This window comes from Streptomyces chisholmiae, from assembly GCF_031845445.1.
GTDB classification, from domain to species: domain Bacteria; phylum Actinomycetota; class Actinomycetes; order Streptomycetales; family Streptomycetaceae; genus Streptomyces; species Streptomyces chisholmiae.
In genome coordinates this window covers 1-20,871 of record NZ_JAVREO010000035.1, presented here as the reverse complement: position 1 = coordinate 20,871, position 20,871 = coordinate 1, and the positions used below count along the sequence as shown (strand labels likewise).

Here is a 20,871-nt window from a genome sequence, read left to right as displayed (position 1 = left end):
ACCCCCACCGGTCCCGCCCCCGCTGCCGACGCCGCGCTGACCCCCGCCGAACACGCCCTGCTGCTCGACCTGTTGCGGATTCCGACGGTCAGCCCGTTGGAGGTCGGCCCCGACGACCCGCCGGGCGGCCTGTGGCGGGCCGGCCGGCGGTACGCGGAGGCGGCCCGCGCGCTGGGCGCGACCGTGCTGCGGCACGCCCCGCCCAGCCGCCGGGAGGTGACCGCGGGCCCGCTGCCGGCCCCCGTCGCCAAGGCCCTCGCCGACCCGGGCTTCCTCGCGGCCCAGCCCAGCCTGCTGCTCCGGCTCGGCCCGGAACTGCCGCGCGCCGCCACCGTGATGTGCAACGTGCACCTGGACACCGTCGCCGGCTACCAGCCGGTCGGCTTCGACGGCCGGCGGTTCACCGGCAGGGGCGCGGTGGACGCCAAGGGGCCGGCCGTCGCCCTGCTGGCCGGGGTGCGGGCCGCCGTCGCCCGGGAGCCGGCGGTCGGCCGCACGGTGGCGGTGCTGATCCAGGCGGTGGCGGGCGAGGAGGGCGGCGCGCTCGGCACCCTCGGCACCCGCCCGCTGGTGGCCGCCGGCCACGTCGGCCGGCTGAACCTCTTCCTGGAGCCCACCAACGGTCGGCTGCTCACCCGGACCACCGCGGCCGCCACCGCCCGGATCACGGTGGCCGGCGAGGACGCCGTGGACGACCGGCCCGGGCACGGCCACAACGCCACCGTGCTGCTCGGCTTCCTCGCCCAACACCTCGCGCACGCCCTGGACTCGGGCCGCCGACCCGGCGCCGGCACCGGCCCCTGCGTGGCTGGCCTGCACACCGGCCACCTGCACAACAAGGTGTCGGGGCGGGGCACGCTGCTGGTCAACCTGCCCTACCGGGACGCCGCCGAGGGCGCCCGGCTGACGGCGCTGCTCACCGACGAGCTGGCCGCCGGGCTGGTCGCGTTCCGCCAACGCTTCGGTCACACCGAGGAGTTCGCCAGGACCGCCAGGGACGCCGTCGCCCTGACCCGGCTCAGCTGGGACAAGCGCGACCTGCCCACCCTGGACAACGCCGACCCCTGGGCCGAGGCGCTGCTCGGCCGCGCCGGCGCCCGGCCCTGGCCGGCCGATGAGCCGCCGTTCACCTGCGACGCCCTCTGGCTGGCCGACCACAACGACACCTTCACCGGGGTGCTGGGCCCCGGCTCGCTCGCCGACAACCACGCCCACGCGGCGGGGGAGTTCGTGGACCGCGCCGACCTCGACGCGTTCGCCGAGCTGATCGCCCGGACCCTGGTCGCCTTCGCCCGCAGCCGGCCACCGGACACGACGTCGCCGCCCAGGCAACCGCCGGCCGCCCGCACGGCCACTGGGCCCGGCCCGAAGCCACCGAACCTGCCGCACCCGTCCCCGAACCTGTCCCCGAAGCCACCGAACCCGCCGCACCCGTCCCCGAACTCGTCCCCATAACCACCGAACCCGCCGCACCCGTCCCCGGAACCACCGGACCCGGCCCCCGGTGCCGCACCCGAGTCCCCTGCCAACACCCGCGAGGAGCACCTCCGTTGACCGCGTTACCCGGCCCCACCCTCACCGTTGACCCCACCCGCCTGCACGCCGCGACCGCCGCCTTCTTCGGGGCGCTCGGCGTCCCCGAGGAGCGGGCCCGGCTGGCCGCCAGCGCCCTGTGCCACGGCGACCTCACCGGCATGGACTCCCACGGGGTGTTCAACCTGGGCCGCCTCTACCACCCGCTGCTCACCTCCGGCCGGGCCAGGCCGGCCGCCGAGCCCCGGGTCCTGAACGACCTGGGCGCCTGCCTGCTGCTCGACCACCAGCGCGCGCTGGGCCTGTGGGCCGCCGCCGAGTCCATGGACCTGGCCGTCGACCGCGCCCGCCGACACGGCGTCGGCCTGGTCTCGGTGCGCGGCGCCACCCACCTGGGGTGCGCCGGCTTCCACGCCGCCCGCGCCGCCGAGGCCGGGCTGGTCGGCCTGGTCGCCAGCAACTGCGGCGGCCAGCGGATCGCCGGCCCGCCCGGCGGCCGGCCGGCGCTGCTGGGCACCAACCCGCTCAGCGTCGCCGCGCCCGCCCTGCCGGGGCGCCCCTTCGTGCTGGACATGTCCACCACGGTGGTGCCCACCGGGCGGGTCCGGGTGGCCGCCGCCAACGGCGAGCCGGTGCCGCCCGGCTGGCTGGAGGACGAACACGGCGAGCCGGTCACCGACCCGGCCGCCTTCGACCAGGGCAAGGCCCGGCTGCGCTGGCTCGGCGGCACGCCCGACACCGGCGCGCACAAGGGCTTCGGCCTGGGCCTGACCGTCGAGGTGCTGGCCGCGCTGCTCTCCGGCGCGGCCGTCGGCCCGGCGCCCGAGGCGCTGGCCGGCGAGGGCCGCCCGCACGGCACCGACGACGACATCGGCCTGCTGCTGCTGGCCATCGACCCGGACGTGCTGCGTGGCGACCCCGGCGCGTTCGCCGCCGCCAGCGGCGGCGTCTTCGAGACGGTGCTCAACTGCCCGCCGCTGACGGCCGACCAGCCGGTGCGCTACCCCGGCTGGTGGGAGGCGGAACGTGCCGCCGAGCGCCGCGCCAACGGGGTGCCGCTGCCGGCCGCCCTGCACCACGAACTCACCGCACTGGGACTGGACCTGCCCACCCTGGAGGCCCGCCGATGACCGGCCAACCGCCCGCCCCCCGCCGGATCGGCGTCGCCGGTCTCGGCGTGATCTCCCGCTACTACCTGGCCGCCGTCGAGGCGAGCCCCGACTGGCGGCTGGCCGCGGTCTGCGACCCCAGGCCCGAGGCCGCCGCCGAGCTGGCCGACCAGCTGCCGCCGGGCACCGAGCAGCACACCGACCACCGGGCGCTGTTGGCGAGCGGCCGGCTGGACGCGCTGGTGGTGGCGGCCCCCAACCACGCTCACGCCGCGCTGGCCAGGGACGCCATCGCGGCCGGCGTCCCGGTCTGCGTGGAGAAGCCGCTGGCCCTCGACCCGGTCGAGGGCCGCGAGGTGGCGGCGCTGGCGCAGGCCGCCGAGGTGCCGCTGTTCACCGCGTTCCACCGTCGCTACAACGACCAACTCGCCGCGCTGGCGGCCGGGTTGCCGCCCGGCGTGCCGGTCAGGTCGCTGACCGTGCGCTATCTGGAGCGGATCGAGGAGCACATCGGCGGCGACACCTGGTACCTGGACCCGGCCCGCTGCGGCGGTGGCTGCGTGGCCGACAACGGCCCCAACGCCTTCGACCTGGTCCGGCAGTTGGTCGGCGAGGTCCGGGTGGTGGAGGCCGCCGTGGCACGCGACGCGCGGGGGCTGGACCGGCGGGCCACCGTCGAGCTGGTCGCCGCCGCCGGCGCCGAGGCCCGGGTCGAGCTGGACTGGTCGTACCCGGGGGAGACCAAGGACATCGTGGTGCGGCTGGCGGACGGCACCGAGCACCACGCCGACCTGCTCGCCGGCCACCAGGGCTTCAAGTCCTCGCTCTGGCACGAGTACCGGGCGCTGCTCGCCGACTTCGCCCGGGTGGTGGACGCCGGCCGGCCGGCGCACACCGACGGACTGCGGGCCCTGGAGCTGGTCGCCGACGCCTACGCCGCCGAGCGCGCCGGCGCCCCCGTCGGGGGCCCGCGGTGAACCGGCCCACGTCCGGCGCGACGGCCGTCCGGCCGACCTCCCCCGACCCGGTCAACCCACGCGAGAACGGCGCCAAGCGGACGGTGACCGGCACCCTGGTCAAGGTGCTGCTGCACCACAGGACCGAGCGCGGGATGCGGCTCGAACCGTACGCCAGCCGCTGTGTGCGCCGCGGCGAGGTACATGAACTGGTCGTCACCGACCAGTCGGAGTGCATGGCCGGCGCCCGGATCGACCGGGTCGGCTTCCTCGGCTTCGTCGAGATCGAGACCGCCGGGGTGCTCGACCGGGGCGACGCGCTGCGCGTCGACGGCCGCCCCGTCGGCACCCTGCTCGGCTTCGACGCCTGCCACTTCCCCAACCACTACAACATCCTGCTGCACGCCCCCGAGCTGCTCACCGGCGGCAGCCTGGGGCTGCGCCCGGAGGTCGAGGTGACGTTCGCGCCCTACGGCGGGGCGCCCACCGCCTGACCCGCCGGCCGGCGCCGCCGTCAGGGGCGCGGCGCCGGCTCCACCGGGGTCAGCACCCCGGTCCGCCGCTCCACCAACTCGGCGCCGGCCAGGCAGAGGTCCTCCCGGAACATCGGCCCGACCAGCTGCACCCCCTGCGGCAGGCCGTCCACCACCGAGCCGGGCACGGCGACCGCCGGCAGTCCGACGAAGCTGGTCGCGGTGCACAGCCGCATCGCCCCGGTGACCAGCTGGTGGCCGGCCAACCCGCTGGACTCCAGGCCGGGTTCGACCGGGGGCTCGGTGAACACCGGGCCCAGCAGCAGCTCGTGCCGGGTGAACAGCTCCGCCCACGCCCGGCGCAGCCCCAGTCGCACCCCGGTCAGCCGCAAGTACTCGGCCAGGTCCACCGGCCTGGTCCTGGCCATCGACATCTCGATGTAGGCCCGGCTGCCCTCCGGGATGACCGGCCCGATGTGCGGCCAGGCCAGCGAGAACTCGGTCATGATCAGGTGCCCGTAGGCGTCCAGGGTCTCGGCCAGCCGGGGCACGTCGGGCAGTTCGGTGACCGTGTGGCCGGCGTCGGCCAGCGCGTCCGCGGCGGCGGTGACCGCCGCGTCCACCGCCGGGTGCACGCCGAGACCGCCGGGGTCCCGGACCACGGCCACCCGCCAGGGGGCCGGCGGCAGCGGCGCGAACGCCGGCACCGGCACGGCCCGTGGGTCGCGTGGGTCGGTGCCGGCCAACGCCTCGTAGGCCAGCCGGAGATCCCCCACCGTGCGGGCCAACGGGCCGTCCACCGGGATCAGTTGGGAGGCCAGCGTGGGGTCGTCCGGGCCGATCCGGTGGTCGGCGGGGAACCGGCCGTGGCTGGGCTTGAGCCCGGCCAGCCCGCAGAACGCGGCCGGCACCCGGATCGAGCCGCCGGAGTCGTTGCCCAGGCCCAGCGGCGCCATCCCGCTGGCCACGGCGGCGGCGTCGCCGCCGCTGGTGCCGCCCGGGGTGCGGCCGGGGTGCCAGGGGTTGCGCTTCTCGCCGAACAGCTCGCTGCGCGGGTGCATCCCGCCCAGCGCCAGGTCCGGCATGTTGCTGTGCCCGACCGGGATCGCGCCGGCCGCCCGCAGCCGGGCCACCGGCGGCGCGTCGGCCCGCGCCCGCAGCGCGCGGAACCTGGCCAGCCCGTGGGTGGTCGGCACCCCCTCGACGCCGATGTTCTCCTTCACGGTGAACGGCACGCCGGCCAGCGGGCCCAGCCGCTCCCCGGCGGCCCGCCGCCGGTCCAGCTCGGCGGCCCGCGCGCGGGCCTGCTCGGCCAGCGGCTGGGTCACCGCGTTGATCCGGGGGTTGACCTCGGCGATCCGCGCGAGATGGCTCTCGATCACCTCGGCGGCGGTCAGCTCGCCGGCGGCCACGGCGGCGCCGAGCGCGGCGGCGGTGCGTTGCCAGAGTGTGGTGCCCATCAGCTTCCTCACGTTCCGATGCGGTTGCATCGGATCGTACGTGAGAAACGATGCGCTTGCATCGAATAAGCTCGGTGGCGCAGCCAGGGCGGGACGGAGGACCGATGCCGAAGCAGGTGGACTACGCGGAACGGCGTGGCCGGGTGATCGACGCGGTGTACCAACTCGCCGACCAACACGGCCTGGAGGGGGTCACGCTGCGCGACGTGGCGCGGGTGGCCGGGCTCTCCATGGGGGCGGTGCAGCGCAGCTTCCGGGACAAGGACGAGATGCTCGCGCTGGCCCTGACCCGGGTCAGCGAGGGCTTCGCGGACCGGGTGCGGGCCGCCGCGGCCGAGCCGTCGCCGGCCACGCTGGCCCGGGTCCTGGCCGACCTGGCGCTGCTCGGCGCCGGCCAACGCCCCGAGGCGCAGGTGTGGTTGGCGTTCGTCGCCCGGGCCGCCGTCACCCCGGGGCTGGCCCGCACCCTGCGGGACGGCTACCCGGAGGCGCTGGCCCTGGTGACCGGGCTGGTCGCCGAGGTGGCCGACGGCCGCGACGGCCCGGTGGACGCGGCGGCCGAGGCCCGCGCCCTGCTGGCGCTCGCCGACGGGCTCACCGTGCAGACCCTGCTCGGCCAGCTGGACCGGGGCGAGGCACGCCGGGTGCTGGAACACCAACTCCGCCGCCTCGCCGGCCCGTTCGGCCCAGCGGAGCGGTCGGCGGCGGAGTCGGCTGGCGGGGCGGGCTGACGCGCCCGTGCCCGGCTGACCGGCTCCCCGCCGGCCAGCCAGGCACGGCTGGACCGGCGCGGACGCCGTCCCGCCGTCGCGCCGGGCCACCGCGGCGGACGTCCGCCGCGGGTCAGAGCTGGTAGCCGCCGCTCGCCTCGATCACCTGAGCCGTCACCCAACCGCCCGCGTCGGAGGCCAGGAAGGCCACCACCGAGGCGATGTCGGACGCTTCGCCGAAGCGCCCCAGGGCGGTGTCCGCCTCGATCGTCGCCACCAGGTCGGCGTTCTCGCGGACGGCGGCGTTCATGTCGGTGCGCACCCAGCCGGGCGCCACCGCGTTCACCGTGATGCCGCGAGGCCCCAACTCCGCCGCGAGCGCGTGCGTGAGGTTGTTGACGCTCGCCTTGGCCATGGAGTAGACGGGGACCGCCGGCATCGGCCGGGTACCGGCGGCGGAGGAGACGTTGACGATCCGGCCGCCGTCGGAAAGGCGGCCCAGCGCCGCCTGGACGAGGAAGAAGGGCGCGCGGGCATGGACCGCGAACAGGGTGTCCCAGCTGTCCGGTGTGGCATCCGTGAGGCCGCCCCAACCCGCGTTCCCCGCGTTGTTGACCAGCACGTCGAGGGCGCTGGCCCCCTGACGCCGGGTGAACTAGCCGTCGAGTCGGGCGAACAGCTCGGGGATCGAGTCCGCGTCGACCAGGTCGGCGTGGACCGCGAAGGCACTGCCGCCGACCCGCTCGATGGTCGCGACCGTCTCGTCGGCGCCGCGCCGACTGGTGTGGTAGGTGAGCGCGACGGTCGCGCCCTCCCTCGCCAGGCGTTCCGCTATCGCGCGGCCGATGCCGCGCGAGCCCCCGGTGACGAGGGCGGTCTTTCCCGTGAGTGACTGTGACATCAGGATTCCTTGGTGCGGGGGAGTTGGGGTGTGCGTGGTCCGCCGTCCGGCCCGGTCGGGTGCCGACCACCGGCGGCCGGTCGCCCAGGGGCCGGGCGTCACCGCTGGAAGGTCCCGGCCCTGGCGAGGTCGAGGAAGATGGCGACATGGGCGGGGGGAAGCCCCTCCAGGGTCCCGCCGACCGGGGACGGACGCTCCGCCCCGTCGATCAGCTTCCGCGCCGCCTCGGGAGAGAGGGGCGCACCCGAGTGCTCCAGGTAGTACTTCTTCTCCTCGTCCTCCGTCAGACCCGCCGGGATGACGGGCGCGTAGGGCCAGAAGTAGATCGGCGTGTTGGGCTCGACACGCCAGCTGTCCGCGAGCGAACCGGCGTCGACCACGTCGTAGCCGACCGCCGCCACGAAACGCGCCACGCGTTCCTTCGCGTCCGCGTCGTCACCGGCGACCGGCAGGGTGGTCCGTTCGGCGTGCCCCCTGGGCCGGGCGTTGTGCGACAGGTGATGCCAGTCGAGGTTGTGGAACGCCTTGACGACCTTCGACTCCCGCAGGTGCCGCTGCACCAGCTCGCTCGACGTGAGTTCCGCGTTGTCCAGGTCGGCCCGGCGGAAGGCGCCGGCGGCCGGGTAGTAGTTCGTCTGGTCGATGACCACCTTCCCGGCGAGCCGGTCGGCCGGCAGGGCCTCGACGTTCGCCAGCGGAAGGGGAATCGCGACCAGGTCCCCGGCCGCGATCGCCTCCTCGACGGTGGCCGCGCGGGCCAGCGGGCCGAGCTCCTCGACCAGCCCGGAGATGGTCGCCGGGCCACGTGAGTTGCTGAGCACGACCCGGTACCCGGCCGCCACCGCCAGGCGGGCGAGCCCGCTGCCGGACAGCCCGGAGCCGATGATTCCGATCGTTTCTGTCATCACCGAAGTCCTTCTCGCCATAGGGGACGGCGGGAGCCCGCCGCCGGGTGCGCCCGCCTCGCCCCGTGTGGCTGGTGCGGCGCGGCACCCAGGACTCGATGTTCGGCGGGCCGACGCGCCCCTACCAGGCGACGTCGTCCCTGGTAGTCCGGGTACCACCCGGCTGCCGCGGCGGGAGCGCATACTCGGTGGATGAGCACCCCCACCGAACTGGGCACCGCCCTGCGCGCCTGGCGAGGGCGCGTCGGCCCGGCCGATGTCGGCCTGCCGGCCGGCGGCGACCGCCGGGTCCCAGGCCTGCGGCGCGAGGAACTGGCCGTGCTGGCCGGTATCTCCGTCGACTACCTGGTGCAGCTGGAGCAGGGCCGCGCCGGGAATCCGTCACCCCAGGTGCTCGGCGCCTTCGCGCGGACCTTGCGACTGAACCCCGTGGACCGCGAGCTGCTCTACCGGATGGCCGGCTCGGTGGTCCCGCCGTCCGGTTCGGTGCCGCGCGAGGTGCCGCCAGGAGTGCAGCGGATGATCGACCGGATGAGCGACACCCCGCTGGCCGTCTTCACCGCCGCGTGGGACGCCGTGCAGTGGAACCCGCTCTGGGGCGAGCTGTTCGGCAGCCCCGCCGAAGAACTCGCCCGGCCGGGCAACCTGATCCGGGACCACTTCACCGCCACGCCGCCGGCCGGTGGGTCCCGTGTCGAGCGGGACGCCGCACACGCCGCCGCGTTCGAACGCATGATGGTGTCCGACCTGCGCCGGGCCGCCGACCGGTACCCGGACGACCGCGCCGTCGTCGAACTGATCGGCGGCCTGCGCGAGGCGAACCCGCGCTTCGCGGAACTCTGGGCGCGCTACGAGACCGTGCCGATCGGGCGCTCACGGAAGACGGTCGTCCACGCGGAGCTCGGGGAGATCCTCCTCGACTGCGACATCCTCACGATCGAGCGGGCCGATCTGCACATCGTGCTCAACTGGGCCGCCCAGAACACCCCCGCCGCCGAGAAGCTCGACGTGCTGCGCGAGCGGGTGGCCACCGCCGCCCGCTGACCGTCACCGGTCCCGGGCAGGGAGACGGGCCGGCGGTCGCGTGCGACCACCGGCCCGTCCCCGGGTGCCGTGCTCAGCCCAGCAGCTCGACGTCCAGCTGACCGAAGTGGTACTGGCGGATCGCGGCGAGCAGCTCCTCCTCGGAGAGCTGGCCGTCACCGTCGGCGTCCACCTGCTGGAAGGACTCCTTGGCCGAGGCGCTGTCCAGGCCGAGGGCGGTCAGCCAGGAGGCGAACTCCTCGCCGTTGATCTGGCCGTCGGCGTCCTTGTCGCAGAGCCCGACGAGGCCGGAGACCACGGGGCCGAGCGCCCGGTTGAACGCGGCCTCGCCCTGCACGTAGACCAGGTCGCTGGCGGCCCGCTGGTACTCCTCGCGGGAGAGCGAGGTGGCGCCGTCGGCCTGGGCGACCAGGTAGTCGAACAGCCCGAAGAACGCGTCGCGGAGCGCCACGGCCTCGGGCGAGGTGGCGGAGGCGCCGAAGGAACGGGCGATCCGCGCGGCCTCCTGCTCGAAGTCCTCCCGCTCCAGCACGCCGTTGCGGTCGAAGTCCCACTTGTCGAAGCGCTTGCTGAGCCGGGCGTCGATCACGGGGTTGGACATAACGGAAACTCCTCCTAGAGCCATGTGTGTTGACGGGTGTTGCGGTGGGGCACGGCGCGGGAGGTGAACCCGCGCCGCCCGGGCGTCGGGGCGCTCAGGGGAGGGCGCCCGACGCCAGGTCTGTAGGGGCTCGAAGCGACGGCGCCCGGGCAGGGGTGACCGCGGCCGGGACCGTTCTCGTCCGAGCGTGGGGGAGGGGCGGAGGTGCTACAGCAGCGTCACGCGGGCCCCGGCGGTCTTCCCCCGGGTGTCCAGCAACGCGCAGGGTGCCTGGGCCAGTTGCTGTGACGGGTAGCAGGTGTGGTCCTGGAGCAGGATCGCCAGGTCGGCGCGGGCCAGTGCCCCGGCCAGCTCCTTCTCCCGGAGCAGCGGTATGCCGGCGGCCGAGAACGCGGTGACCAGCGGGTCGTGGTAGACGACGTCGGCGCCCGCCTCCCGGAGCAGCCGGGCGATGGGGGCCGCCGGGGACTCCCGGACGTCGGCCACGTCGGGTTTGTAGGAGACGCCCAACAGCAGCACCCGGCTGCCGGCCAGGCCGCGGCCCTCCTGGCGCAGCACGTCCGCCGCGCGTTCCACCACCCGTTCCGGCATCGCGGATATCACCCGCCGGGCGGCGGCCAGCAGTTGGAAGGTGAAACCCTGCTCCGTGGCGTGGACGTCCAGATAGCGGGGATCGACCGGCACGCAGTGCCCACCCACCCCGGGGCCCGGCTGGAAGGCCGAATAGCCGAACGGTTTGGTGCCGGCGCAGTGCAGCACGTCCCAGACGTCGATGCCGGTCCGTTCACAGTAACGGGCCACCTCGTTCACCAACGCGATGTTCACATAGCGGTGGGTGTTCTCCAGGAGTTTCGCCATTTCGGCCTCCCGGGTGCCGCCGGAGAGCACCAGCCGATCGACCAGACGTTGATAGAAAGCGGTGGCGTATTTCAGGCAGAGCGGCGTGTATCCGCTCACGATTTTCGGCGTGTTCTTGAGGGAGAATTCGGTGTTCCCGGGGTCGATACGCTCCGGCGAGTAGGCGAGGTGGAAATCCTCGCCGGCCTGGAGGCCGCTCTCCCGTTCCAGGATCTCCCGCAGCAGCGTGTCGGTGGTGCCCGGATAGCTGGTGGACTCCAGCACCACCAGGGTGCCGGTCCGCAGGTGGCCGCCGACCGCCCGCGCCGCGCCGCGCAGCGCGGACAGGTCCGGCTCGCCCGCGCCGTCCAGACCGGTGGGCACGCAGATCACCACGGTGTCGCAACCGGCCAGCACCTCGGGGTCCCGGTGCGCCACGAACCCCCGCTCCCGCATGGCGGCCACGGTGGCGTCCGGCACGTCCCCGACGTGCGAACGGCCCTCGTTGAGGCCGGTCACCACCGCCGGGGAGACGTCGTAGCCCACGGTGGGCAGGCCCACCTCGCAGGCCCGCGCCGCCAGCGGCAGGCCCACGTACCCCAGGCCCACCACCGCCACGACCGCTCTGGTCACCACAACTCCCTGTAGATCTGGCCCGGACGCCGCGGCCCGGGCCCGCCGATGACTGCGCCGCCGGATCAGGCGGAGAAGCTGCCGCTGCCCGGCGCCACGTGCGAGCCGTAGCCGGGCTGCACGGTCAGGCCCGGGGTGAGGCAGAGCGGGTCGCCGTAGATCACCACGGGACCGTCGGTGTTGTTGCTGAGTACGTGGGCGTCGAGCGGGAGCTTGTGGCAGCCGGTCGGGTCCTGGTAGTTCGTCAACGGGGACAGCTCCGTCCCGAATACCGAAACCTCACCCTGGGCCGCCTGGGCCGGAGCCGCGAATGCGGCGGCGGAAAGAAAGAACACCCCGGCGACGGTGCCGGCAACGGAAACAAAGGACGAACGCACGGATCAGCTCCTGACGACGAATGAGCGACTAGAGCGATTATTTCTGATCCCGATGGCCGTCCAGGCCGTTGCGGGCGAAATGGGTCCGCACGGGCGACGGACGGCACGGGTGTACTACTGGTCACACTGTCCTCACGGTCTTCTCCCTTCACACACAAGGGAGTTGGGGGCTTCCGCAACGGCGCGCGGACGGGGGGGCCGCGCGGGTTGTGTGCCGCGTTCGCAACAGAACCGTCGGGTGTGTGTGCGGCCCCTCCGGGGGTTGCTAGCCTGAGCGGCGCTGAACAACTGCACGATGGCGGGGGAAATGCGATGAGTCATATACAGGGCTGGCCCGGCCCGGCGGGCGCGCCGGGCCCCGGTGGTGGGCCTGACCAGTCCCAGCCCGGCCGGCGCCTGGGCATCCTGGTTCTGGTGGTCGTCCTGGTGACCGGCCTCTCCTTCGGCCTGGCCGCGGCGACCGGAGCCGACAGCCGCGACAACGGCGGCATGGCGGCGCCGCCCGGCATGAGCGGCATGGAAGGCCTCGACGGCGGCGAGCTGCCCGACCTTGAGGGCCTGGAGGACCTGCCGGACCTGGAGAGCACCGGTGGTGGCGACCTGGGCGGCGGTGACCTGGGCGGTGGCGACCTCGGTGGCGGTGACCTGGGCGGCGGTGACCTCGGCGGCGGCGACAGCGGTTCGCTCCCCACCGAGGAGCAGCCGACCGAGCAGACCCCGCCCGACCCCACCATGGAACTGTTCCGGTCGGTCAGCCCCGGACACTGCCTCGCCAACTGGATGACCGGCGAGACCGACTGGGTCAGCGTCACCCCGGAGATCGTGGACTGCTCGGCGGACAACGCCGGCGTCTGGGTCGCCACCGTTGACGACTCGGTCAACGACTGCCCGGTGGACGCCGGCCGCTCCTACCTCTACTACACCTACGACGCCGAGACCGTGGCGCTCTGCGTGACCCGGGTGTTCGAGGTGGGCCAGTGCTTCCTCGGCATGGCCGACGGCAGCGCGAACCTGATGAGCTGGATCGACTGCCAGGGCGGCACCGTGCCCTCGCCCTACAGCCAGAAGTTCAACGTGATCGCCGTCTACTCCGCCCCGTCCAACCCGACCGGCAACGAGTGCTCCTCGGCCGCGGGTAACCAGCAGTACTACTGGTGGACGATGGACGCGGAGCAGACCCTGTTGTGCGCGGTGGTGTACAGCGGTTGAGCGGGACACTGCGCCACGACGAGCGGGGACGGAACAAGGGGGAAGCATGAGTCAGCCACAACCACCGGGTCCGCCCGGCCAACCCAGGGGGCCCGGGTACGGCTACCCGCAGGCGCCCACCGAGCCGGGCTTCACCCCGGCGCAGCCGGCGCCGCCCCCGGCGCCCGGGCCGGCTCCGGGGCCCGCGCCCGGGCCGGCTCCGGGGCCCGCGCCCGGGCCGGTTCCCGGCCCACCCGGACCGGCCGCCGCGCCGCCGCCCGCCCCCGGGTACGGCTACCCGCAGGCGGGCCAGCCGCCGGCCGGGCCGCAGCCCGGGTACGGCTACCCGCAGCCGCCGCAGCCCGGCTACGGCTATCCGCAGGGCCCGGGTCCCGGCATGCCGCTCCCGCCGCCCCCCGTGCGGCGGGGCAACCCCGGGGCCGCGGTGGGCCTGATGCTGCTGGCCACCGTGGCGATGATCTTCGTCTACGGCTTCGTCACCGGCGCGGTCGTCGACCTGGAGAAGCTGGTCGAGGAGGCCATGACCAGCGGTGACCCGGACATCGAGGTCGCCCAACTCACCTGGCTGGCGCCGCTGATCGGCGGGCTGGTCGGCCTGCCGGTGGGCGCCCTCGCGCCGGGCCGGGTGCCGCTCTACTGGGTCGCCGCGCTGGGCGCGGTGGTCGCCATGCTGCTGGGGGAGACCTTCGCGATGGCGGTGCTGGCCGCCGAGCCGGAGGGGTCGAAGGGCGCGTTGGAGTTCTTCTTCGACGACTTCTCCGACCTCTGGGAGGGCTGGACGGAGAACTCGCACGGGATGGTCTGGCCGTTGCTGGCGCTGGCCCCGGCCACCGCGCTGTTCGCCGGCTACTTCGTCGGCGGCACCCGGCAGCCGGGCCCGCCGATGCCCCAGCCGTACCGCTGAGGCCGGGGCCCGTCCGGGCCCCGGCCGTTGGCACCCGGAAGGGGCCGGCCCGCACCCCGCGCGCCGGCCCCTTCGCCGTTGCCGCCCCCTTGCCGCGCTGGCCGCCTCGTTGTGCCGGCCCGTCCGCCGCACCGCCCCGTTGCCGCACTGCCGCTTGGCTGCCGATGGCTCGTCCGGCCGGACGGCCCTCCTCGCCGCGCTGGCGGCTCCGGCCGTACTGCCCCTCTTGCCGCTTGGCCGCTGTCGGCTCGTCCGCCGCACCGCCCCCTTGCCGCGCTGACCGCCGGGCCGTTGTCGGCTTGTCCGCCGCCGCGCCGGTCTGTTCTGCCGCGCTGACCCACCGCGTCGCCGCCCCTGATCCGTGCGGCCCCTGGGTCCGTGCCGGGCGCCGGCCCTCCCGGCCCGCCCGGCGCGCCCGGCCGCATCGGCCGCCCGCGCCAGCCGCCGCTAGCCGCCCCGCTCGGTCGGCCGGTCAGCGCAGCCGGGTCACCAGGGAGGCGCCGTAGCGGCGGTGGGTGCGCGCCTCGACCAGGGTGCCGACCGGCGTGCGCCGCACCCGCACCCCCTCGTCCGCCGCCACCGGCCGCAGCCAGCGCCCCGGCAACACCACCGTGACCTGGGCCCGTTCCGTCGTCGGGTCGGCCACCGCCAGGGCCAGCGTGCCGTCCGGCTCCGCGCGCCGGAGCACCGAGGCGGCGCCGGAGATCTCCATACCGCCCACCCGATGCCGGCCGGGGGCGAAGGAGTTGACCGCCACCAGCCCCAACTCCCGGTGCGCCACCGCCTGGAGCCGGGCCGTGTTGGCCAGCACCGTCAACGGCCCGCCGGCGTAGCCGGCCAGCCGCTCCTCGGTCGCGTGCGGCACCAGCGCGCAGGCCAGCGCGCCCGGCGCGGCCGCGCCGGCCGGCCGCTCGGTCAGCAGGCTGAAGACCCGCCGGGTCACCGGGGAGTCCGGGTTGCCGGTGCGCACCACCCGGCGGCTGCTGGTCACCGTCTCCCAGCTCACCCGCGCCCTGGTCGGCGCCAGGAACGCGTAGCCGACCGCGGTGCCGGCGCGCGGGTCGGCGAACCGCAGCCAGGACAGCGGCTGTTCGGGTCCAGGGCCGGCCCAGGGGCGGCCGTCAGGGCGCCGGCCGGTGAGCGACACCTCGGCGTCCGCCGCGGCGATCCGGCTGTCCACCGTGGTGGTCACCGCCCGCCCGGCCGGGTCCCGCACCCCGGCCGCCAGCAGCACCACCTCGTCGTCCAGCAGGAACCACGAGCGGGTGCCGGCCGCGTTCCGGTAGGCGACGAAGTCCGCCGGCAGCAGGCCGGCCCGCTGGTCCCGCCAGGCGACGTCGTCCGCGAGCGTCATGCCGACCGCGCCGTAGCCGTCCAGGCTGGCCCCGCCGGAGTGTGCGTTGGTCCCGCGCGGAAAGTACACGTAGGTGTTCTGCGCCTCCGACGAGGAGGTGAAGCCGGCCTCCGGGTTGTCGTACCAGAGGCCGCCGTACAGCTCCGGCACCGAGGCCCGGGCCTCCACCGGCGCCGTCACCCCGGCCAGCCGGTAGGGCGAGACGGTGGTCAGGTAGTCCACGCCGTACGCCTCGGTCTGGTCCTGGCCGGCGAGATAGAGGTGGTGCGCGCCGTCGCCCTGGAACCAGGGCAGCAGGTTCTCCCCCGACATGTACTCGTACCTGCTGATCCGCGCCGAACTCCGGGACAGGGCGAAGGCGTAGCCGGGCCGGCGGTGCACCGTGCGGTCCATCGCGTTGAACGCGACGTTCCGCGCCGCCGGGCCCAGGTCGGCCGGAGGGCTGGCCTCGTCGGCCAGGATCTCCGCGTACCTGGCCACGCTCACCGGGGAGACGAAGCCGGCCGGGTCGGCCGGCACCGGTGAGGTCTCCCGCAGATACCGCACATAGCCGCGCAGCGCCCGCGCCCGCTCCGGGTCGGTGACCGCCGCCGACAGATCGACGGCTGCCTCCACCACCCCGGCCACGGCCTGGTAGCCGCTGGTGGTCCGCGCCACCGCGCGCCCGCGCACCAGCTCCATCAGCCAGCCCTCGAAGATGACGGGCGCGAAGGAGTTCACCAGCCAGCCCCGCACCACCTCGACCAGTTCCTCGTCTGCCAGGTACGCCGTGCCGGTCAGCACCTTGAACGCCTGTACCGCGCGGCTCAGCAACGACACCCCGTAGGAGCCGGTGTAGGCCACCGAGGCATGCTGGATGAACGAGCCGTCCGCGTAGAAGCCGTCCGTCACGCCGTGCCGCAGCCGGTAGGGGTCGATCGGTGGGAAGACCGTCTCCAGGTCGGCGACCGCCTGCACGATCCGGGCCTCGTCCCCGGTGACCGCGCCCTGCAGCACCCGGTTGACGGTGATGTCCGCCAGGTTGGCCCCGGTGTGGAAGCGGGAGTCCAGATCGACGTCGCCGTCCTTCCCGTTGCGCAGGTAGGCGTCCAGGGTGGCCACATAGGTGGCGGTCAACCCGGGTGCCTGGGCGGCCAGTTCGTCGGCGAGCAGGACCGCCGTGCGGCTGACGTGGGTGGGGATGCCGATCTCCCAGTTGAACCAGTTCCCGTAGTAGCCGGCCGCCTGGTCGCCGAGGTACCGCTCGTGCAGCCAGCCCAGCGCGTCGACCACCCGGCGCCGCACCGCCGCGTTCTCCCGCAGGTCGGGCGCCGCGTCGCCGGGCGCAACGGTGGCCAGCGCGATCTCGTACAGGTGCAGGTAACTGGCGTTCAGATGCGCGTCGTTGGTGCCCAGCGGCAGTCCGGCGAACAGCTCGTCCGGGCCCGCCGTGTCCAGCGCGGCCAGCCACCGGCGGGCCGTCGCGGCCATCGCGGACAGCTTGCCGGCCACCTCGGGGCGGGCGTTGGACTCGGCGGTGCCGGCGAAGACGGCCACCGTGTTGTCGAGCAGCCGGCCGTGGTCGGCCGCCACAGCGGCCGCCGGGCGGCCGGCCGAACGGGCTTGTGCGGGGGCCGCGTTGGCCGCGGCCGTCGCGGCGGGCAGCAGGGCGAGCAGGGCACGACGGGAGAGCGGCATGACACACTCCTTGGCTGGCCACGAGAACGTCCGGGGCATCCAACCAAGCCGCCGCGCACCTGTCACTAGGGTCGGCACGGCTCCGTGGTCGTCCGGACCCGCACGCCCAACAACGCTGCCCGGCGGCCCTGTTACCCTCACCGGTCGAACCGGGCTCCCAAGGGGCCCAGACTGTGGGGGTCACCTATGTCCGCAACCGCGCTGCCCGTCTTCGCCATCGCCGGGGACCTGCCGGTCGGCCGGCTCGGCCTCGGCGCCATGCGGCTGCCGACCGAGCCGGGCCCGGACCGCGAACGCTCCCTGGCCGTGGCCCGCGCGGCCGTGGCGGCCGGCGTCACGCTGATCGACACCGCTTACCTGTACGGCGGCGGCGCCAACGAGGAGCTGCTGGTCGAGGCGCTCCACCCGTACGCCGACGGGCTCCTCGTCACCACCAAGGTGGGCGTCGCCCGGGACCGCGAGACCGGCGAGTGGCACCTCGACGGACGCCCCGCGACGCTGCGGGAGCAGGTCGACGCCGCGCTCTACCGGCTGCGGATGGACCGCCTCGAACTGCTCCAGCTGCACCGCGTCGACCCGGAGGTGCCGCTGGCCGAACAGGTCGGCACCCTCGCGGAGTTGCGGGCCGCAGGGAAGATCGGGCGGATCGGGCTCTCCGAGGTGACGGTGGCCGAACTCGCCGAGGCCCGCGGCATCGTGTCGATCGCCAGTGTGCAGAACCGCTACAACCTGCTGGACCGGGAACACGAGCCGGTCCTCGCGGCCTGCGAGGCGGCCGGCATCGCGTTCCTGCCCTGGCGGCCGGTGGCCCCGGCGGCCACCGGCACACCACCCGAACTGGCCGCCGTGGCGGACGAGGTGCACGCCACCCCGGCCCAGGTGGCGCTCGCCTGGCTGCTGGCCCACTCCCCGGTGATCTGCCCCATCCCCGGCACCGCCAGCCTGGAGCACCTCCACCAGAACATCGCCGCCGCCGCCCTCACCCTGACCCCCACCCATCGCACCCGCCTCGACCACCTCCAGCCCTCGACTTCGGAGCGGTAGGGCGGAGCCCGTCACCCCGGTCGGCCGCCGGCGGGCTTCCACGGGAGGCGCCGGCGGCCGGTCGAGGTGGGGTGGGGGCGGGTCAGCCGTCCTGGTGGACGGTGGCGCCCGGGACCTCGTACTCCGTGCGCCGGCCGCACATGCCCCAACCACCCTCGCGGGACGGGCCGGTGTCGAAGGCGTCCGCGTCCGCCAGGTAGGCCGGCTCGCCGGCCTCCAGCGCCGCCAGCTGGGCGCCGGTCCGCTCCGCCGTGGCCAGCGCGCCCGCCCGCCACAGCTCACGCCAGGCCGGCACCCGCTCCCTGACCAGCCGGGCCGCCGTCCGCTGGAACTCCAGGTACGGGCCGTTGTCCCCGGCCGCCAGGGCGGCCCGCAGCGGCAGGTAGCCCTCGATGGCCAGGTCCCGGCGGCGTCGGGCGGCGGCCTCCGCCTCAGGCCCGGACTTGGCCGGCAGCCGGGCCGCCGCCGCGTACCGCTCCGGATCGGCCAGCACCTCGGGCGGGAACGTGAACACCGCGTCCCCCGCCTCCGGCAGCCCGCTGTTCTGCATCAGCACGGTGACCCGCAGATCGCCGCCCTGCACCATCCGGTGCACCGTGCCCGGCGTGAACCAGGCGACCGAGCCGGCGGCCAGCGGGATCTCCCGGAACCCCCGCGGGCTGAGCGTCTGCACCGCGCCCTCGCCGCCGGTGACCACGTAGGCCTCGGTGCAGACCAGGTGCAGGTGCGGGCTGCCGCCGCAGACCCCGTCGGCGGCCTCCCAGTCGTATGCCCGCAGGTGCGAGAGCCCGACCGCCCCGGGCAGCGGGTGCGGCAGGCTCACCACGGGAGTTCCTTGAGCCGGTCGGCGATCCGGCCCCGCTCCCAGGCGCCGTCGGCGACCAGCACCCGGTAGCGGAACGCGAAGGACGCGCCCGGCGCCAGCTCGAACTCCTCGAAGAACGCCCAGGAGAACGCCACCGTCGGGATCGGCGTGGCCCGCACGAACCAGTGCGAGGGGTGCACCGCCCGCTCCGCGTCCAGGTTCTCCGGGGCGTGCGCGAAGACCAGCGTGGAGTGCGCGTCGAAGTCGTCGTGCTCGGCGGAGAACGCCAGCCAGGGGCTCTGGGTGCCCATCAGCTCCTGGCCGTCCTGGCCCTCCTCGGGACCGAGCACCCGGCCGTCGGTGAAGTCCCGCGGCCCGCGCCACTGGAGACCGGTGTAGCCGGCCATCTCCCGGCCGGCCGTCGTCGGCGAGCCGAACGCCAGCGGCTCGTCCCGGACGTTGGTCAGGTCGATCGACCAGTCGAGGGCCCAGGAACCGGACGCCGTGTCCACCGAGTGCACGCTGATGCCGCGCCGCTCACGGGCCCACTCGGCGCCGTTGTTCGCCACCCAGGTCAGGTCCTCGGCCAGGTCGAGCCGGTCCTCGGCGGCGGTCAGGGCGGCGAACCCGTCGTGTCGCATGGAGCCCACCCGCTCCGGCACCCGCTGGTAGCCCTGGTCGGGCCCGAGGTAGGAGTTGCCGCCCCAGAAGTTCTGCTCGGACAGGTGGCTGGCGGTCATCTGGAGACCCTTGTGCCACCGGTGGTCGTTGGGCCGGTAGCCGCTGACCAGGTTGCCGCCCAGGGTGCGCAGCGGGTGGATGTACGGCTTGCGCGACTCGAACGGCTCGGGGTCGGGCCGGTAGACGTAGGAGAGCAGCTCGACGCCTTCGGCCTCGACCGTGATCCGCTCGCCGTGGGTGTGGGTGACCTGGATCGTCATCGCTTGGGGCTCCAGTCCGGGTGGTCGCCGTGCATGGCGGAGTAGTAGGGGTCGTCCTCGGTGATCTCGCCGGCGCGCACCGGAGCGCCGGTGAACGCCGCCTTGTAGAGCGCGGCGGCGAACTCCACGGTGGCCCGCGCGGCCGGCCCGCTGCCCGGCGGGCGCACCCCGGCGGCGTACGCGTCCAGCAGCCCGCCGAGCTGCGCGGTGTGCGAGCTGGGCACGTCGTCCGCGGGGCTGCGCCAGGCCGCGACCCGGGCCTCGTCGGCCAGCCCCGGCCGCGGCGTGTACCGCCAGTCGGTGTTGGAGTGGCCGTAGAGGTGGGTGAGTTCGACCGTGGCCTCGGCGCAGTCCACCCGGATGCGGCTCACCTCGTCCGGCGAGAGCACGCTGTTGACGACGGTGGCCAGTGCGCCGTTCTCGAACCTGACCAGGGCGGTGGAGACGTCCTCGCTCTCCACGTCGTGCACCAGCCGGGAGGCCATGGCGCGGATCTCGACCCACGGGCCCAGCAGGTGGAGCAGCAGGTCGTACTGGTGGATGCCGTGGCCCATGGTCGGGCCGCCGCCCTCGGTCTCCCAACGGCCGCGCCAGGGCACCGAGTAGTAGGCGGTGTCCCGGTGCCAGGTGGTCTGGCAGTGCGCGACCAGCGGGGCGCCCAGCTCGCCGCTGGCGATCAACTGCCTGGCGTGCTCGGCGCCGGAGCCGTAGCGGTGCTGGAAGACCGGGGCGGCGTAGGCGCCGGTGGCCTCTTCGGCGGCGGCGATCTCGTCGTACTCGGCGAGCGACAGGGTCAACGGCTTCTCGCAGAGCACCCACGCGCCGGCCCGCAGCGCGGCCACCGTCTGCGCGCGGTGCAGCGACGGCGGGGTGCCGATCAGCACCAGGTCCGGGCGGGCCTCGGCCAGCATGGTGTCCAGGTCGGTGAATTCCCTGGCCTCCGGGCCCTCGTCCCACAGGGCGCCGGCCGCCTCGCGGAAGGCGGCGAGCCGTTCCGGGGCGACATCGACGGCGGCCACCAGCGCGACCCGGTCCGCGTGGGCGCGCAGCGCGGGCAGGTGGCCGCCCGTGATGATGCCACCCGTGCCGACGACCGCGACGCGCAGGCGGGAGGGATGGGAGGGCATAGCGGGGCTCCTCGTTTAGTAAGCGCTTTCGACAAGGGTGACTCTAAGGTTGAGTTATCGATCACACAAGGCCTTCATCCGCTTTGCCGGCCGTTGGAAGGCGCTGGTCGCGGCGGCTGTCGGCGACCGGGCGCGGGCGGCGCTCCCGGCCGCCGGCCGGTGGCTGGCAGCCGACGGCCGGCAGCCGACGGTGGCAGCCGACGGTGCTTCGGGAACGGGCTTGGTGGGGCGGTGGCGTGGGGGCCGGCGTGGGGATGGTGGGCGGGTGGTG

The 20,871-nt window shown here is 74.9% G+C and carries 18 protein-coding genes and 1 pseudogene; 9 read left to right on the top strand and 10 right to left on the bottom strand.

Translation table 11 applies throughout. From position 1 onward, the window contains the following. The 4 genes from RM844_RS31455 to RM844_RS31440 form a co-directional block, all read left to right on the top strand. Positions 1-1,455, top strand: a 1,455-nt coding sequence (locus tag RM844_RS31455; protein ID WP_311670859.1) for a M20/M25/M40 family metallo-hydrolase, incomplete at its 5' end; no start/stop codon positions are given. A gap of 95 nt (positions 1,456-1,550) precedes the next feature. Then, the gene (locus RM844_RS31450) at positions 1,551-2,663 is read left to right on the top strand and encodes an Ldh family oxidoreductase (RefSeq protein ID WP_311670858.1); all 1,113 of its coding nucleotides are present in this window, start codon (positions 1,551-1,553) and stop codon (positions 2,661-2,663) included. Next, positions 2,660-3,619: a Gfo/Idh/MocA family protein gene (locus RM844_RS31445; protein WP_311670857.1), complete on the top strand. Its 960-nt coding sequence runs from the start codon at positions 2,660-2,662 to the stop codon at positions 3,617-3,619. Before RM844_RS31450 ends, RM844_RS31445 begins: the two co-directional genes overlap by 4 nt. Further along, complete coding sequence (locus RM844_RS31440) at positions 3,616-4,092, top strand: DUF6917 domain-containing protein (RefSeq protein ID WP_311670856.1); 477 nt, start codon at positions 3,616-3,618, stop codon at positions 4,090-4,092. Before RM844_RS31445 ends, RM844_RS31440 begins: the two co-directional genes overlap by 4 nt. 20 nt (positions 4,093-4,112) lie before the next feature. Here RM844_RS31440 and RM844_RS31435 read toward each other — a convergent pair whose 3' ends face one another. Next, positions 4,113-5,531, bottom strand: coding sequence for an amidase (locus RM844_RS31435; protein ID WP_311670855.1), 1,419 nt, complete (start codon positions 5,529-5,531; stop codon positions 4,113-4,115). Positions 5,532-5,635: 104 nt separating this feature from the next. On the opposite strand from RM844_RS31435, the gene RM844_RS31430 reads away from it, so the two are divergent. Beyond that, positions 5,636-6,262 (top strand): TetR/AcrR family transcriptional regulator, encoded by a 627-nt coding sequence (locus tag RM844_RS31430; RefSeq protein WP_311670854.1) that lies wholly within the window; start codon positions 5,636-5,638, stop codon positions 6,260-6,262. Positions 6,263-6,374: 112 nt separating this feature from the next. On the opposite strand, the pseudogene RM844_RS31425 reads toward RM844_RS31430, so the two are convergent. Further along, a pseudogene (locus RM844_RS31425) lies at positions 6,375-7,142 on the bottom strand (SDR family NAD(P)-dependent oxidoreductase). Positions 7,143-7,240: 98 nt separating this feature from the next. Then, entirely contained in the window at positions 7,241-8,047 is an 807-nt protein-coding gene (locus RM844_RS31420; RefSeq protein WP_311670853.1) for an NADPH-dependent F420 reductase, read from the bottom strand. Between the two features lie 192 nt (positions 8,048-8,239). Here RM844_RS31420 and RM844_RS31415 point away from each other — a divergent pair, with 192 nt between their 5' ends. Next, on the top strand, positions 8,240-9,091 hold the full coding sequence (locus RM844_RS31415; RefSeq protein ID WP_311670852.1) for a helix-turn-helix transcriptional regulator: 852 nt from the start codon (positions 8,240-8,242) through the stop codon (positions 9,089-9,091). A 73-nt stretch (positions 9,092-9,164) separates the two neighbouring features. On the opposite strand, the gene RM844_RS31410 is transcribed toward RM844_RS31415, so the two are convergent. From RM844_RS31410 to RM844_RS31400, 3 genes are all read right to left on the bottom strand, one after another. Continuing rightward, positions 9,165-9,692 (bottom strand): EF-hand domain-containing protein, encoded by a 528-nt coding sequence (locus RM844_RS31410; RefSeq protein ID WP_311670851.1) that lies wholly within the window; start codon positions 9,690-9,692, stop codon positions 9,165-9,167. Between the two features lie 207 nt (positions 9,693-9,899). Next, positions 9,900-11,162: a nucleotide sugar dehydrogenase gene (locus tag RM844_RS31405; protein ID WP_311670850.1), complete on the bottom strand. Its 1,263-nt coding sequence runs from the start codon at positions 11,160-11,162 to the stop codon at positions 9,900-9,902. Between the two features lie 65 nt (positions 11,163-11,227). After that, the gene (locus tag RM844_RS31400) at positions 11,228-11,410 is read right to left on the bottom strand and encodes a hypothetical protein (RefSeq protein ID WP_311670849.1); all 183 of its coding nucleotides are present in this window, start codon (positions 11,408-11,410) and stop codon (positions 11,228-11,230) included. A gap of 441 nt (positions 11,411-11,851) precedes the next feature. On the opposite strand from RM844_RS31400, the gene RM844_RS31395 reads away from it, so the two are divergent. Together RM844_RS31395 and RM844_RS31390 are read left to right on the top strand one after the other, a co-directional pair. Beyond that, positions 11,852-12,748 carry a hypothetical protein gene (locus tag RM844_RS31395; protein ID WP_311670848.1) on the top strand — a complete coding sequence of 299 codons (897 nt, stop codon included), beginning with the start codon at positions 11,852-11,854 and terminating at the stop codon, positions 12,746-12,748. A 46-nt stretch (positions 12,749-12,794) separates the two neighbouring features. Continuing rightward, positions 12,795-13,652: a hypothetical protein gene (locus RM844_RS31390; RefSeq protein ID WP_311670847.1), complete on the top strand. Its 858-nt coding sequence runs from the start codon at positions 12,795-12,797 to the stop codon at positions 13,650-13,652. A gap of 472 nt (positions 13,653-14,124) precedes the next feature. On the opposite strand, the gene RM844_RS31385 is transcribed toward RM844_RS31390, so the two are convergent. Then, positions 14,125-16,683 carry a polysaccharide lyase family 8 super-sandwich domain-containing protein gene (locus RM844_RS31385; protein WP_311670846.1) on the bottom strand — a complete coding sequence of 853 codons (2,559 nt, stop codon included), beginning with the start codon at positions 16,681-16,683 and terminating at the stop codon, positions 14,125-14,127. Positions 16,684-16,869: 186 nt separating this feature from the next. Between RM844_RS31385 and RM844_RS31380 the strand changes: the two genes are divergently transcribed. Then, positions 16,870-17,727: an aldo/keto reductase gene (locus RM844_RS31380; RefSeq protein WP_311670845.1), complete on the top strand. Its 858-nt coding sequence runs from the start codon at positions 16,870-16,872 to the stop codon at positions 17,725-17,727. An 82-nt stretch (positions 17,728-17,809) separates the two neighbouring features. Here the strand turns inward: RM844_RS31380 and RM844_RS31375 are convergent, their stop codons facing one another. The 3 genes from RM844_RS31375 to RM844_RS31365 are packed head-to-tail and all read right to left on the bottom strand — an operon-like array spanning position 17,810 to position 20,600. Further along, positions 17,810-18,553 (bottom strand): cupin domain-containing protein, encoded by a 744-nt coding sequence (locus RM844_RS31375; protein WP_311670844.1) that lies wholly within the window; start codon positions 18,551-18,553, stop codon positions 17,810-17,812. After that, complete coding sequence (locus RM844_RS31370; RefSeq protein ID WP_311670843.1) at positions 18,547-19,473, bottom strand: DUF6807 domain-containing protein; 927 nt, start codon at positions 19,471-19,473, stop codon at positions 18,547-18,549. Before RM844_RS31370 ends, RM844_RS31375 begins: the two co-directional genes overlap by 7 nt. After that, positions 19,470-20,600, bottom strand: a complete 1,131-nt coding sequence (locus tag RM844_RS31365; protein WP_311670842.1) for a Gfo/Idh/MocA family protein — start codon at positions 20,598-20,600, stop codon at positions 19,470-19,472. Before RM844_RS31365 ends, RM844_RS31370 begins: the two co-directional genes overlap by 4 nt. Positions 20,601-20,871: the final 271 nt, after the last annotated feature.

Excerpts from the sequence above, each read along its gene's own strand:
- RM844_RS31410 (WP_311670851.1), bottom strand. The coding sequence starts at position 9,692 with ATGTCCAACCCCGTGATCGACGCCCGGCTCAGCAAGCGCTTCGACAAG.
- RM844_RS31430 (WP_311670854.1), top strand. The coding sequence starts at position 5,636 with ATGCCGAAGCAGGTGGACTACGCGGAACGGCGTGGCCGGGTGATCGAC.
- RM844_RS31435 (WP_311670855.1), bottom strand. The coding sequence starts at position 5,531 with ATGGGCACCACACTCTGGCAACGCACCGCCGCCGCGCTCGGCGCCGCC.
- RM844_RS31365 (WP_311670842.1), bottom strand. The coding sequence starts at position 20,600 with ATGCCCTCCCATCCCTCCCGCCTGCGCGTCGCGGTCGTCGGCACGGGT.
- RM844_RS31395 (WP_311670848.1), top strand. The coding sequence starts at position 11,852 with ATGAGTCATATACAGGGCTGGCCCGGCCCGGCGGGCGCGCCGGGCCCC.
- RM844_RS31380 (WP_311670845.1), top strand. The coding sequence starts at position 16,870 with ATGTCCGCAACCGCGCTGCCCGTCTTCGCCATCGCCGGGGACCTGCCG.
- RM844_RS31415 (WP_311670852.1), top strand. The coding sequence starts at position 8,240 with ATGAGCACCCCCACCGAACTGGGCACCGCCCTGCGCGCCTGGCGAGGG.
- RM844_RS31370 (WP_311670843.1), bottom strand. The coding sequence starts at position 19,473 with ATGACGATCCAGGTCACCCACACCCACGGCGAGCGGATCACGGTCGAG.
- RM844_RS31445 (WP_311670857.1), top strand. The coding sequence starts at position 2,660 with ATGACCGGCCAACCGCCCGCCCCCCGCCGGATCGGCGTCGCCGGTCTC.
- RM844_RS31390 (WP_311670847.1), top strand. The coding sequence starts at position 12,795 with ATGAGTCAGCCACAACCACCGGGTCCGCCCGGCCAACCCAGGGGGCCC.
- RM844_RS31385 (WP_311670846.1), bottom strand. The coding sequence starts at position 16,683 with ATGCCGCTCTCCCGTCGTGCCCTGCTCGCCCTGCTGCCCGCCGCGACG.
- RM844_RS31420 (WP_311670853.1), bottom strand. The coding sequence starts at position 8,047 with ATGACAGAAACGATCGGAATCATCGGCTCCGGGCTGTCCGGCAGCGGG.